Origin of the sequence: Nostoc sp. (assembly GCF_036917775.1) — a bacterium.
Taxonomy (GTDB): Bacteria; Cyanobacteriota; Cyanobacteriia; order Cyanobacteriales; family Nostocaceae; genus Nostoc.
In genome coordinates this window covers 53,437-67,179 of sequence record NZ_JBALEQ010000108.1, presented here as the reverse complement: position 1 = coordinate 67,179, position 13,743 = coordinate 53,437, and the positions used below count along the sequence as shown (strand labels likewise).

At 39.0% G+C, this 13,743-nt stretch carries 14 protein-coding genes and 1 pseudogene; 7 read left to right on the top strand and 8 right to left on the bottom strand.

The features are described 5' to 3' along the window. Positions 1 to 368 precede the first annotated feature (368 nt). Together V7K69_RS21835 and V7K69_RS21830 are read right to left on the bottom strand one after the other, a co-directional pair. Positions 369 to 1,931 carry an ammonium transporter gene (locus V7K69_RS21835; protein ID WP_335038138.1) on the bottom strand — a complete coding sequence of 521 codons (1,563 nt, stop codon included), beginning with the start codon at positions 1,929 to 1,931 and terminating at the stop codon, positions 369 to 371. A gap of 770 nt (positions 1,932 to 2,701) precedes the next feature. Beyond that, positions 2,702 to 2,824: pseudogene (locus V7K69_RS21830) on the bottom strand (methylthioribulose 1-phosphate dehydratase); the annotation flags it as partial. Positions 2,825 to 3,246: 422 nt separating this feature from the next. On the opposite strand from V7K69_RS21830, the gene V7K69_RS21825 reads away from it, so the two are divergent. The 4 genes from V7K69_RS21825 (at position 3,247) to V7K69_RS21810 (ending at position 6,449) form a co-directional block, all read left to right on the top strand. Further along, a complete protein-coding gene (locus V7K69_RS21825; RefSeq protein WP_335038136.1) occupies positions 3,247 to 3,732 on the top strand; it encodes a glutathione peroxidase in 486 nt (161 codons plus the stop codon). Between the two features lie 133 nt (positions 3,733 to 3,865). Then, entirely contained in the window at positions 3,866 to 4,687 is an 822-nt protein-coding gene (locus V7K69_RS21820) for an SDR family oxidoreductase (RefSeq protein WP_335038134.1), read from the top strand. A gap of 21 nt (positions 4,688 to 4,708) precedes the next feature. Further along, positions 4,709 to 5,638 carry an alpha/beta fold hydrolase gene (locus V7K69_RS21815; protein ID WP_335038132.1) on the top strand — a complete coding sequence of 310 codons (930 nt, stop codon included), beginning with the start codon at positions 4,709 to 4,711 and terminating at the stop codon, positions 5,636 to 5,638. A gap of 76 nt (positions 5,639 to 5,714) precedes the next feature. Beyond that, positions 5,715 to 6,449 carry a redoxin family protein gene (locus tag V7K69_RS21810; protein WP_335038130.1) on the top strand — a complete coding sequence of 245 codons (735 nt, stop codon included), beginning with the start codon at positions 5,715 to 5,717 and terminating at the stop codon, positions 6,447 to 6,449. Positions 6,450 to 6,517: 68 nt separating this feature from the next. Here the strand turns inward: V7K69_RS21810 and V7K69_RS21805 are convergent, their stop codons facing one another. Further along, on the bottom strand, positions 6,518 to 6,772 hold the full coding sequence (locus tag V7K69_RS21805; RefSeq protein WP_335038127.1) for a hypothetical protein: 255 nt from the start codon (positions 6,770 to 6,772) through the stop codon (positions 6,518 to 6,520). 211 nt (positions 6,773 to 6,983) lie between these two features. On the opposite strand from V7K69_RS21805, the gene V7K69_RS21800 reads away from it, so the two are divergent. Further along, entirely contained in the window at positions 6,984 to 8,228 is a 1,245-nt protein-coding gene (locus V7K69_RS21800; RefSeq protein ID WP_335038125.1) for a hypothetical protein, read from the top strand. A 36-nt stretch (positions 8,229 to 8,264) separates the two neighbouring features. Further along, the gene (locus V7K69_RS21795) at positions 8,265 to 9,023 is read left to right on the top strand and encodes a phosphatase PAP2 family protein (protein ID WP_335038123.1); all 759 of its coding nucleotides are present in this window, start codon (positions 8,265 to 8,267) and stop codon (positions 9,021 to 9,023) included. A 190-nt stretch (positions 9,024 to 9,213) separates the two neighbouring features. Here the strand turns inward: V7K69_RS21795 and V7K69_RS21790 are convergent, their stop codons facing one another. Beyond that, positions 9,214 to 9,486 (bottom strand): hypothetical protein, encoded by a 273-nt coding sequence (locus V7K69_RS21790; RefSeq protein WP_335038120.1) that lies wholly within the window; start codon positions 9,484 to 9,486, stop codon positions 9,214 to 9,216. A 370-nt stretch (positions 9,487 to 9,856) separates the two neighbouring features. On the opposite strand from V7K69_RS21790, the gene V7K69_RS21785 reads away from it, so the two are divergent. After that, positions 9,857 to 10,318 carry a hypothetical protein gene (locus tag V7K69_RS21785; RefSeq protein ID WP_335038118.1) on the top strand — a complete coding sequence of 154 codons (462 nt, stop codon included), beginning with the start codon at positions 9,857 to 9,859 and terminating at the stop codon, positions 10,316 to 10,318. A 107-nt stretch (positions 10,319 to 10,425) separates the two neighbouring features. Here the strand turns inward: V7K69_RS21785 and V7K69_RS21780 are convergent, their stop codons facing one another. The 4 genes from V7K69_RS21780 to folK all read right to left on the bottom strand — a co-directional run bounded on the left by V7K69_RS21780 (position 10,426) and on the right by folK (position 13,711). Beyond that, a complete protein-coding gene (locus tag V7K69_RS21780) occupies positions 10,426 to 11,229 on the bottom strand; it encodes a prohibitin family protein (protein ID WP_335038116.1) in 804 nt (267 codons plus the stop codon). A gap of 494 nt (positions 11,230 to 11,723) precedes the next feature. Continuing rightward, on the bottom strand, positions 11,724 to 12,569 hold the full coding sequence (locus V7K69_RS21775; RefSeq protein WP_335038114.1) for an ADP-ribosylglycohydrolase family protein: 846 nt from the start codon (positions 12,567 to 12,569) through the stop codon (positions 11,724 to 11,726). A 7-nt stretch (positions 12,570 to 12,576) separates the two neighbouring features. Next, positions 12,577 to 13,125 (bottom strand): NUDIX hydrolase, encoded by a 549-nt coding sequence (locus V7K69_RS21770; RefSeq protein ID WP_335038112.1) that lies wholly within the window; start codon positions 13,123 to 13,125, stop codon positions 12,577 to 12,579. A gap of 70 nt (positions 13,126 to 13,195) precedes the next feature. Further along, positions 13,196 to 13,711, bottom strand: coding sequence for a 2-amino-4-hydroxy-6-hydroxymethyldihydropteridine diphosphokinase (folK, locus tag V7K69_RS21765; protein ID WP_335038109.1), 516 nt, complete (start codon positions 13,709 to 13,711; stop codon positions 13,196 to 13,198). Between the last annotated feature and the right edge of the window lie 32 nt (positions 13,712 to 13,743).

Sequence of the window (13,743 nt, the reverse complement as noted above, 5' to 3'; positions counted from 1 at the left end):
CCAAAACTAGGGCGAAAGTCCAAGTTGCGGCACTCCCTTGTGATTACAGAAGCCGACACTGTACTTGGTACTCCAAGTCAGTGTGGGTAGTTCACGCTCTATATTCTGTATCCTCTGAGCCTCTATGGTTATAAAAAATACTTTTCAATCCCAGAAGCACAGAGATCGCTGAGAAAAAATAAGGGATTTTACGAGTCACATTCAAAGGGCTAGTCCTATAAAGCAGCAATCAGGTAAAAATTTGAAAAAGTAGGGGGTTTTATACCTCCTACTTTTCCCCGCTTAGATAGAGAATTTTGCGGAATCAGTTGAATCTACTAATGGTGTGTTGGTAGCTCATATTAGAGTCAACCAAAGAAATATTTACCCTAGTATCTGCCAACTGAACTTTCTTCTCCAGAAAATCCAGTTGCATCACCTTCTTTGAGAAATCCACTGTAGGCTTCCATACCGTGTTCACCGATATCCAAACCTTCAAGTTCCTCTTCTTTGGAGACTCTGATACCTAAAGTCGCTTTTAGTACTAGCCAAAAAATACTACTCACTAAAACAGTGAAACCACCTACTGAGACAACACCCAGCAACTGAACACCGAACTGTCCAAAGCCACCACCTGCAAATAAACCTTTTGCTGGGCCAAGTGTATCGCCATACCAGGAATAAACACCAGGGCCAACAGACCATAGTCCTACTGCGAGAGTTCCCCAGATACCACAAACTAGGTGAACGGAGGTAGCTCCCACTGGGTCATCAATGCCAAGTTTATCAAAGAATGTTACAGAGAAAACTACCAGTACCCCAGCAATCAAGCCAATAACTAAAGAAGCAGGAATACTTACGTAAGCACAAGATGCTGTAATACCAACCAACCCAGCCAAAATACCATTGATAATCATTGACAGGTCTGGTTTACCTAAGTAAAACCAAGCTGTAATGGTAGCAGCAATTCCACCAGCAGCACCAGCCATGTTAGTCGTGACAGCAATGTGACTGATCGCACTAGGATCGGCAGCCATCACGGAACCGGGGTTGAAACCAAACCAACCCAACCACAGGATCAGACAGCCCAAAGTGGCAATACTCATGTTGTGACCAGGCATAGCCACAACTTGCCGATCTTGATATCTACCAAGGCGGGGCCCAAGAAATGCTGCTCCCATCAAAGCTGCCCAACCACCTACGGAGTGAACCACCGTAGAACCGGCAAAATCCCAAAAGCCTCTGTCTGCTAGCCAACCAGTTCCCCAAATCCAGTGTCCGGTAATGGGGTAGAGAATACCTACAAGTAAGAGGCTAAAAATTAGGAAGTCAACAAACTTAATCCGTTCGGCTACTGCACCAGAAACGATTGTTGCTGCTGTCCCGGCAAACACTAGCTGGAATAAAAACTTGGCACTTAGGGGTACACCAGTCCAACTAATGGCACTGAAAACGCCTTTATAGGCTTCTCCAGTGGCGGGACTGTTATCTGCTCCTCCTAAGAAAAACCCATTCAAGCCAATGAAGTCATTGCCATCACCGAACATTAAGCCAAAACCGATTACCCAAAAGGCAATGCTGGAGAGAGCAAATACAATCAAGTTTTTGGAAAGAACATTGACAGCGTTTTTCTGGCGACAGAAGCCGGTTTCTAACATACAAAAACCAGCATTCATGAAGAAAACTAAAAAGGCTGCGATCGCAACCCACAGGGTATCAAGAGCAACTTTAAGTTCTGCTGTCGTTGGCCCTGCGGCTGGAGCTTGGGCAACTGCGGCATAACCCCAACCCAACACAATCAAACAAGCTATAGGTAAGCAGGCTTGCCAACTGGGAGAGAGCCGCTTAATTGCTAGATTAAATAGCTTGACTTTTGAGTTTAACTGTGAATTTACAGCGTAATTTCTTGCAGACAAACGCCTATTTTTTGTTTTCGATTTTTGTTTGTACATAAACTTGAACATCATCCTTCAAACCATCCTTAAAAAATGCAAAAAAGAGGTTAAGCAGAAAAAACTACCGTTTGAAGTTCAATCCAGTGGTTTTTGATCTTTTTTCTTGAGACCACTTGATTTAAAAAATAGAAAATAAAATTACCTGAGCAGGGTTTAGGAAACTATTTTACGTAGATATTCTTAAGTAATTATGATGTATTTTCTGAAACAGTCAAGTCTTCTTCACTCAATCTTTAATTTTTCAAAAACAAGTGATGTCGAGGAAATTGCCAGGAATTATCAATATTATGCCTATAAAAAAGGTGCAACACATTTACAGCCGATTTTTACCTACACTTAAGATTTAGTAAGTCATTAACTACATCTCTTTGGCAGATAAAACCTGCTTCTAACATGGCAAAGCCGATTTTCATGAAGAATATAAACAAGCAATGATTACTACGCAGCTAGTATCAATGAAAATTTGCAGTTTAGTTGTAGTTTCAAATAAAGACTCAACAGTGGGAGCTTTACAAAAATTATGAGACTACTTCCTATTTCACCCTTAATAAAATTTATCTCTAAACGAATAAATTTGACTGATTGTCTATTTACTCAAACCAAAAAACTGTATCATAAAATACATTTTTGGTTTTTTTATTGCAAATAGCTAGTAATGCAACAAATAAAGCATCTATATCCTTTATAGGTAGGTAATTTCCGATTTCAGGATCTGACAATTATGAATATAATTAAATTTTTGTATAAAAAATTAATTATTTGTTACTTTATACGTTAAAGAACAGTAATTCTCTTTTCAACCGACTACTGGGTGTAATCCAGAAGCTACCATCTGGTAAAATAAGCGATAAGTTGCCCGCAGCCTCCACTAGCAAATTTTGTTGATAAAAGTGACGGTTGTAGAGATAAACTCAACACGAAGGTTAACATAATTCATAATTCATCCCTGCGGAAATATTTGTATTAAAAGCAACGCAGATTTCCAAGCCGATCCTGAGATATTGCATTAGTAGAGCTATTTACAGAAGAGTTTATCACTCAGGTACACTCACAGGCGATCGCTATATTAATTGATTGGGTGCGCTAGTTGATCAAAGACTCTCCACCTTCTGGATTGTCGTTAGACATAGCCTTGCTCATTAACCACCAAATGAGGAAACATCTATCGAAACTCCTGTACAAGCTTATAGCCTGAATTAAATAGAACCGTAGCAGGAAACAAGGCTAACAAACCTAATTTCCTTAAAAAAGAGGGTTTACAGTACCTGTAATATGGGAGACTTGGCAATATTCCCTATAAATCAGATTCAAGATGAACAACACAATTTCGGACATTGCAGTTAAGACGATCAACGGCAAGGATAAGCAATTAAACGAGTATACCGGGAAGGTACTCTTAATTGTAAATGTGGCTTCCTACTGCGGTTATACTTCTCAATACGAGGGGTTAGAAAAGTTGAACCAGAAGTATGCCGAAGCAGGATTAAAGATTTTGGGGTTTCCCTGTAACGATTTTGGAGCGCAGGAACCAGGAAGCAATGAAGAAATTGTGCAATTCTGCACAAGTAAATATGGTGTTACCTTTGAACTATTCGATAAAGTCCATGCAAAAGGCTCACAGCAGCATCCACTTTATGAGCGACTTACCAAAGCCGTTGAACCAACAGGAACTATTGCTTGGAACTTTGAAAAATTTTTAGTTAATAAACAAGGTGAAGTGATAGCTAGATTTAATAGTAGTGTGCAACCCAATTCACCAGAAATAATTGCCATAATTGAAAAAGAACTAGCAAAATAGTCATTAGTTACTAAATCAAAATTTTTGTAGTATTGACTGTTAGCTCTGGACGGTTAAATTTATTTACGCCCAGCTCCTTAATTTGAGAATAGTTTCTCAACTAGTAGTTTAATTTATTTGTGTTTAATTTGTCATGAATGTTGCAATTATTGGTTGTGGTTATGTTGGTTATCAAGTTGCTGAATATTGGCAGCAAACAATGAATTTTTTTGTCACTGCAACCACAACTTCTTCTGAGCGTGTCTCTACACTACAATCAGTATCCCAAAGAGTTGTTGTTACCTGCGGAAATGACCTAGATAGTCTAAAATCAGTTTTGCACAATCAAGATGTTGTACTTTTGAGTGTTGGTGCAAAAGGTGCAGAAGTTTATGAAGAAACTTATCTAAAAACTGCTCAAAACTTAGTTTCATGCTTGCAGCAAATTCCGAGTGTGAAACAATTAATATATACAGGTAGTTATGCAGTATATGGTGACAGAAATGGTGTATGGGTAGATGAGGAGACACCACTAGCACCCGCTAATTTAAATGCCCAAATTCTCCGCAAAACAGAGGATATATTATTATCAGCATCTAGCGAAAATCTCCGCGTTTGTATCTTCCGCTTAGGAGGAATATATGGCCCCGGTAGAGAGCTTTTGAAAATATTTAGTAGATATTCGGGTACAAACCGTCCCGGCGGCGAGGATATCACAAATTGGATTCACCTGGATGATATTGTTGCTGCGATAGAATTTGCCCGTCACCGTCGTTTGCAAGGGATTTATAATCTAGTAGATGATGCACATCTTACCAGCCGAGACTTGCTAGATAGTCTATTTGAAAAACATAATTTACCCAAAGTTATATGGGATACTTCTATTAAGAGTACTCGCCCATATAATGCTTGGGTATCGAATGAAAAGCTGAAAGAGTCTGGATACCAGTTAATTCATCCACAGATGATTTTTTAGCAAGTATTATAACTAGGAATTATGCAACCATCTGCTGTAACTAACACAACTAATTTGACAGCATCTCCTAGCCAGTTTTACACTTGGCAGAATTATCGTTGTGCCTACGAAATTCATCAACCAACTAACACAACATCTGAGGGTATTCCCTTACTGTTGATTCATCCTATTGGTGTCGGATTGTCGCGGCAATTTTGGCAGCGATTTTGTCGTGAATGGTATAATTCAGGTCAGCGTAATACCATTTACAACCCTGATTTACTAGGATGTGGCCAAAGTGATATGCCTCATCTGGCTTATACTCCTAGTGATTGGGCAGAACAGTTGCAGTACTTTTTACAAACAGTAGTACGGCAACCTGTGATTGTAGTTGTACAAGGGGCATTATTACCAGTTGCGCTCGCATTACTCCAAAAGGAATCAAACTTAATTTCCAGACTTGTACTTGCTGGGCCTCCAACGTGGGCTTTGATGACACATAAACCACCAGAATGGCAGCAAAAATTTCTTTGGAATGTGTTAGATTCCCCTTTTGGGATTCCTTTTTATCGCTATGCACGCACTCCTAAGTTTTTACGTTCTTTCTCAATTCGCCAACTATTTGCTTCTGAGAGTGCTGTTGATGCAGAGTGGTTGAATACATTAGTTGTAGGTGCAGAAAATCCTGCTAGTCGCCATGCAGTGTTTTCTTTTTTAGCAGGGTTTTGGCGACAGGATTATACTAATTTTATGGCCTCGATTCAGCAACCAACATTAGCGGTTGTCGGGGAAACTGCATCGAGTATTAGCCAAAATAATAGAAAAGAAACGCCAGACCAGCGCTTGGCTAACTACCTCGCCTGTTTTCCTCAAAGTAGAGGTATAAAAATAAATGGGCGTAATGTTTTGCCTTATGAATCCACTGCTGAATTTGTAGCAGCGATCGCACCATTCATCAAGGAAGTCTCTTAATTGATTGATAGTTACATTATACTAGTTCTCCCATGCTAGGTTATGACTGGGATTGATTACTTGAGGAAGCAAGAACATGGTAACGAATCGCCGAGGACAAAGAGTTCCTAGTGTAACTTTTCATACTCGTAAGGATAACCAGTGGGTGGATGTGACAACCGATCAATTGTTTGCTAATAAAACAGTGGTCGTCTTCTCCTTACCAGGTGCTTATACTCCGACTTGTTCATCCACTCATCTTCCTGGTTACAACGAGTTGGCTGGGATTTTCAAAGAAAATGGTGTCGATGATATTATCTGTATTTCTGTTAATGATACCTTTGTGATGAATGAATGGGCAAAGGATCAAGAAGCAGAAAATGTTACACTAATTCCTGACGGAAATGGTGAATTTACTGAAGGCATGGGAATGCTGGTAGATAAATCAGACTTGGGTTTTGGTAAGCGATCGTGGCGCTATTCTATGCTGGTAAGAGATGGTGTCATTAACCAAATGTTTATTGAGCCAGACGAGCCAGGAGATCCCTTTAAGGTATCCGATGCTGAAACAATGCTTAGATACATCAACCCCCAAGCAGTGAAGCCCGAAGTAGTTTCTCTGTTTGCAAAAGTGGGTTGTCCCTTCTGTGCCCGTGCGAAAGCGATGCTCAAGGAAAATGGCATTAGCTACGAAGAAATTACTTTGGGTAAGGATGTCACCACACGCTCGTTACGAGCTGTTACAGGGGCGACAACAGTTCCCCAAGTCTTTATCGATGGTAAATTAATTGGTGGTTCTGAGGCATTAGAAGCCTACTTCGCTGCTAAATAGTTTTCACTAGGGGCGTACAGATGTGCGTCCCTACAACGGATTCAAAGATTGCTCTTCTGTTTTGAGGTTTAGTAACGGCGATCGCGTTCCAAGTCATAAATCACTTTCTCCAAATACCATTTATCCGATTGACCTTGATGCCTCTGGCGTTGCTGTTTGAGTAGTCGTTCGGCTGTTGTCACATCACCGTTAAGTAAAACAACTAAACGTTTTTGCAGTTTTCTGTTTTTCGGGTCACTGAAGTATGACTTAGAAACCTTATTCTGTGGTTGAGATGACCACAGTTTGATTAAGGCAAGTGATAAGCCGACGATCAGAAGCACCGCTATCAATCCCATACTTATTAAAATTAAGTATTGATCATCTTATATTCTGTAAAATATTTGTCTTTATTACCTCAGTGAATTTTTGGATATTTTCGTGAAAATCATCAATTAACAAATCTTCAGATAAATAGATGTATTTTTGTTCAGTTAATTACTACTTCTCATCTAAAATTGACTCGAATTGAATTTCCATTTATTCACAACTAATATGTTTGCCAGAATCCGCCGAATTTTGAGTCAATTTTTTAGTAAATCAAGAACAATCAACAACGAACCACTGAATAAAGTGAGTTTGATTGTGATTATTTTAATTGATATTTTTATCTTGATAAATGTTTTTGCAGGACTAGATGATATTAGCAGATGGCATATCAGCCCGACCGAGGCTTATCCATGTTATTCAGAGTGGCAAAATTACCGGGCAAAAACCACTAAAGATAAAGACTATGAAATTGTGAGACTTTCATTGTCGGATTACCAGAATAATCAACTCAGTTTTCAGAAAAATTATCAACAAGCTGAAGTAGGACATTTGGGTAAGGTTTCTCAAACGTGTTTGCAATATGCCAGCTACAAAGATAAAATTAACAATCCTGAAAAGCAGCAAATCACTAGAACTATCGATCAAAAGCAAGCGAAAATCAGCACGATTGAACAAGCCAATAGCACTATCAAAGCCCAATATGACTCAACGCTCTTAGAAAAAATTGCAGGTCAAGGTCGTCAACAATCAATTAATCAAGTTAGTGCTGAAAAAGCTAAACAGACATTAGAACAAAATAATCGCCAAATTTCTCTTCTTAAACAAGAAATTTCTACTCTTAAAAATGAATTGCTTGCTAAACCAGAAAGCATTAGTTTTATCGCCTTTCTTAAAGATGACAATCAATTTCGGGAAGTTGACAAAGGTTATCAGCAGGCATCATTTTGGTATCCAAGTATACAGCTTGGTTTTCAGTCACTTTTTCTACTACCTCTAATTATCATTGCCTTATCAGTTAACAAATTTGCTCAAAGAAGAGGATATGGACTTGTATCACTAATTAGCTGGCATTTGCTAGTTATATTTTTTATTCCACTAATTGTTAAAGTATTTGAATTTCTGCAAATAGGTGCAATATTTCAATTTTTCTTTAATATCATTAGCACCCTTTTTGGTGGGTTAGTTTTCCTGATAAATTATGCTTATATTTTGCTGATTCCAATTATTGGTTTTGGAATTATCCAGTTTTTTCAAAAAGTTGTCTTTAATCCTAAAGTTCAGGCAGCTAATAGAGTCCAAAAATCATGCTGTGTCAATTGCGCTAAGAAAATTCGACAGATTGATACTTACTGTCCGCATTGTGGCTATTACCAATATATTGAATGCCAAAACTGTCATAATCTTACTTATAAACATTTGTCGTACTGTAAGCATTGTGGAACTTCTCAAAATTCCACCAGTAATTTGTAGTTAGTGAGTAGTTAATCGGTATTTTTAACTTAGATTATGGAAAAAGCCAATAAGGAGAGTCAGTCACCGCTTTCTTTTCTCAAAAATCTGTTGATTGCTCGTTGGCGATCGCTCTTACTCGTCTTGATCGGAGTTTATTTACCTTTGCAGGTCTTTGAAATTCTGACAGTGAAGATATGGGAGAATCAAGCAGGTTTCCCGTGGGATGTGCCTATTCTGTTAGCAGTTCATTCTACAGCAAACCCACAGCTTGATGTTTTAGCAGTGACGCTGGCTATCATTGGGTTGCCTTGGATGGCGATACCGATTTTGGGTGCGATCGCACTTATATTACTATTACAAAAACGTTGGCGATCGCTAGCTTATTTGCTCACCGTCTCACTGGGAAGTGTGATTATCAACCGCACAGCTAAAGAATTGATGCATCGAGTGCGTCCACAATTGTGGCAGTCCATTGCACCTGAGTCTAGTTTTGCATTTCCCAGTGGTCATGCTATGACAAGTATAACTCTGGTAGCAATTTTGCTATCCTTAACTTGGGCTAGCTCTTGGCGCTGGTTGGTTCTCACCTTCGGCAGCTTATACATAATAGCTATTGCCTGGTGTCGTCTCTATCTGGGGGTACATTTTCCTAGTGATATTCTCGCAGGTTGGATGGTTACATTAGGTTGGACAATTGGTGTCAGTATAATTATCAAACCGTATATAACTAAAGTCAAAACCGTAGATAGCGAACTCCCCAAGAATGAAACTACCTTGCTGCCTGAAGAAGAAAAGTTGATAAATCAGGAGTGATATTATGTTTGCTTAAAGACTTTTATATCCTCTTAAATACCCATTAAAAAGGGAGAATGTGATTCTGCTTTCCCCCTTTTTAAGAGCTAGAGTAGATTGATGACTGCCTAAATTATCACTAAACCTTTTTAAGACAAACTTTTAACTAAAAGGTATTTAAATACATCCGTAAATAAATTTCCCAAACCTATTAAGATCCTTGTAAAAGCTCATTGATTGAACTTATGCTCTGTTTAATTTGTTGTGTTAAAGAAATTCTTAATAAGTCAAGGGTTTCGCCTGAAAAATTGAGTAATCCCAAGGCATATAATAGGCTTGAAATACCGATAAAAAGAGCCAAAAGTCTACCAAAACAACCGGGATTAATTTCAATAAAACCTAATTTAGACTGCCCGATGACAGCAATCGTTACAAAAACAATTCCTGCTATTAAAAATGTGCTATTTGGAGTTATATCTGTCATACCACTATTAAGATACCTCAATATTTTTATTGTAGCTATTATTAGTCTAAATTTGTGTCCTTACTATAACAATCCTAAATGATTTGTAAGGGAATTCACCCTCTGACTAACGTTGTCCCCCAAAGTATCGGCGAGATGACAAGGGTTTTACAATTATCTCAAATTCTCTCGCATGATTTAGGACTGATATATGTGCAACCATAGAAATTAATTTACATCTGAGTTAAACGGCAATTTTAGTTTTTACTATTTGGCTGAAACTATTTATCTGTAAAACTTTCAGCATCAGATAAGTTAAATTGTTCTCACTTATGTACTAGACTTTAGTTTAGTTTATAATACACTAAGCCGATAGGAATAGTGAGTTTTTATGGAAAGCGTCCAAAACGTCAGTCAAGAGTTAGATGTAACAGGAGACAAAGCCCTAGAGGATTTGCAACAATCGACTCCACAAGAGTTCAAAAAAGACATTTTCAAAAAACTCAGAGGTGGATTTTTTCTGGTACTAGGATATTTATTGTCACCACTATGTTGGTGGAATGACCTACTATTCAATCTGCCGATAGCTTATGGTTTTGGGTATATATGTAGTTTACTTTCCCCAAAATTACTTCTACCTTGTTCAATTATAGGATATTGGCTCTCTAATATTGTGGGAATTCTCTTGATGCAATTCGGTTCTAAGGACATTTTTCAAAAAGAACCTCAAGAGCATAACCTCAAAAAAGAATTATTCACGGGTCTAATTTCTTCAACAGCTTATACCATCTTGATTATACTATTAATCCAGTTGAAAATTCTCGATTCTCCCATTTTATTTGCCAACGGTTAATTTAGTTGATAGCGTTCCTATAGAACAAAAATATCCCCGACTTCTTCAAGAAGTCGGGGATATTATCCTCTCAGTAAATAGCAAATAATAACAAAATAAGATCAATTTTAATCAAATTTTAAAAATTCACTTAAATTCAATAGTTTTGGAGCCTCCTTACTTACAATTAATGGCAGCTTGCCATTCCATTTTTCTATTGCTTGCCTTTGTAGGATTTCTGGAGTTAAACCATCACGTAATAATCTATGTGCTTCAGCCTCTCCTTTAGCTAAATTAACTTTTGCTTCAGCCTCTTTTGTTGCTCTGAGTGCAATAAACTCTGCTCGTTTTGCTTCTTGTTCCGCAATCTGCTTCGCCTCCACCGCCTCACCAAATCTTTCTGAAAAATGGACATGAACTAGAGAAATATCATCCACTGCAACGTGATAGTTACCCAGCCGTGTAGACAACGCATCATCTACTGCACCTTTTACTTCTCCTCGCTTAGTAATAATTTCTTCAGCAGTATACTTTGCTATTACTGCTTTTAATACTTCTTCAACGGCTGGATTAATAATCCGCATGACTACAGCTTGTTCATCTCCAATTTCTTGAAAAATGACATTTGCTTCCTGGGGGATAATATGCCAATTGAGAGCGACATCGGCAAAAACATTTTGTAAATCCTTGGAAGAAGCTTCAGTCGGAATTTCCTGTTTTTGGACTCGAATACTCAACTTTTTCACAGTATTAACTACAGGAATAATTAAGTGCAGTCCTTCTCCTAATATTTGGTTTTGTACTTCGCCAAATTTCATCAATACACCACGTTCTCCTGCATTTACAATTACACAGGGCGTAAGAAAGAGAGTTATCAGGAACAAAAGAGCAGTCAGTTTACCTGCACTGTTAAAAGTTTTATTTTTTATCATCTGTGTGAAATATGTATGCGTCTGGCACAGAGACACATATTTAGGAATCCGGTTTGATTCCTGTTCGCGCAGCGTGGCGTAGCCATATTTACTTGCGTGGATTGGGAATTGGGAATTGGAAATTGGGAAGTAAAGAGGGATACATCCGTACTGAGTCTTGTTCAAAAATCAAATAGGAGTCTTATAGGTAAGCAGCAATGTGTACTTTACTACCCAGATATGGAGATAGTGAAGGCTAATATAGCTTTATTTTTACCTAAATCACTGTAATGATATCGAAAAACCGTAGTAATTGAAAAGGTAAGTTTGCCTAACAATCTTAAAAATTAGGAAACTTGCCCAAATGCTTCCCCAAGGATGGAGAATATAATCATTGAGGAAATTTGACAGGAAGCAACGCAAACAGCAATGACAATTTTTGTTTGAAAGCTATACGCGACAGCATCTTTACCAAAAATGGATGGAGACGCGATGCTTGCAACCGAGTATTACATTTAGCTAATATTTTTGTTTGCAAAACTCATCAATTGCTTATCCAAGTCGATAAGGTAATCTCTACCGTAAGTTCCATTCTCTAAGCCTGTGACAAGATGATTGGGAATGTCTTGTGTGATTTCTTCGCTACAAGAACCGGCAGCCAGGGCGATCGCAGCTACTGTATCCACATCCCCTGTAAAAGCGATACAATCTTGTAAAAGTTCGCTCATCCTGTCATTTCGCATCACGGCAGTAATCGCGGCTCTGACACTCATCCAACCTTTAGACTTAACTTTACCTTCCCAAGGTTTAGCCCATTCCCCAGATACATAACCTTGGAGAAACTCTGCTAATTTGCGTTTTGCTCCCAGTTGGTAGATAAAATAATGTGACATCAAAGCAGCGGCAACAGCAGCATTGATTCCATCGGGTGTATTGTGGGTAATTGCCGCTTGAATTGTTGCCGCCTCAATGACTTTTTCTGGTGTGGAATAGATGCCAATGGGTGCTGCACGCATTGCACCCCCGCTTTTGTCACTGTCAGGGTTAATTTTGGTTAAAAATTCTTCCCCATTCTGAATTTCTAGCAGAAAATGGTAGAAGTTTCGAGAATAACCTTCTCTCTCATCGCGTTTAAAAGCTCTAACAAAGCTATCGGCTAACACTTCTGGTGTCCACGGTGCTTGAGCAACAATCACTTCCGCAATGGCAACGCTCATTTGGGTGTCATCGGTATAGCTGCCAGGAATGAGCCGAAAACGCGGATGTTCGGCGTATCGACTCAAATCGTTGTTAACGATCATCTCATCAGCATATTCAAAGCCTGCACCGTAGGCATCTCCAATCGCTAACTCTAGCAGCATAAGGGTATTAAATTAAAAACGGACGCGCCAGAAAAAAGCTAGAAATTGATTTAGCATCTACCGCCTCTCCTTCTTGAATAGCTTTCTCTAATTCTTCGGGAGTCAAAAACACGGTTTCGATATCCTCGTCTCCATCTTGTGCTGGTGGTGTCTCTAGCTTTTCCAAATCTCGCGCCAGAAAAGCATAGATAATTTCATCAGAATAACCAGGTGCTAGGAAAAATTCGCCTAATTTATCCCATTTTTGGGCACTATAGCCAGTTTCTTCTTGGATTTCGCGCTGTATTGTCTCTAATGGCTCTTCATTCGTTTCCAAAGTTCCTGCCGGAAATTCTAATATCCGTCCCTGAATCGCAAAACGATACTGGCGCACCAGCACAAGTTTACCCTCTGGTGTTACAGGCACTGCTAAAGCACCACCAGGGTGACGAACACATTCCCATTCTCCCTCCGCTTTATTAGGCAAACGCAAGCGATTGACTTCAAAATCAAACTTGCGTCCTTTATAAAACAAGCGTTGTTTTAGCAGTTGTGGTAATTCTCTACCTAATGGCATAGTAAAATCTGACTATCTGTTTAAGTACAGAGGTGATATCAGTCTTTTCTGTGTTTTAAAGATGGTAATTTTAATTGTCCATCGATAAATGTACATCAGAACAGTCTACCTCTTTCAGCAGTTCTTTAATAACACACCCGGATACTGGTTCTATCCAATCGGGGGCAATTTCTGCCAGTGGTACTAACACGAAGGCCCGATCCCGCATTCGTGGATGAGGAATCTGGAGATTTGGTGTATCTACAATAAAGTCATCAAATAATAACAAATCTAAATCTAGAGTTCGTGGCCCCCAGCGTTCTTGACGCACACGCCCAAATTGTTGTTCAATTCCTAACAAAATTTCTAATAACTGGTGGGGTAGCATCTCTACCTGCAATGTCACGCAGCCATTTAGATAATCTGGCTGTGGTGGCCCCACAGCTTTGGTTTTGTACCACCTGGATTTAGCTTCTAAGAGAATACCTGGGGTTTGGGCTAAACTTTTGATAGCTGCTTCTAAAATTGTCTGGGAATCGCCGATATTACTACCAAGGGCAACGGCGCTTCTTCTTGGCTCTGCTTCGGCGTAGTTCACCGTGGGCATCGCGCTCTCCTTAATGACGCTGTTTTCGGGCT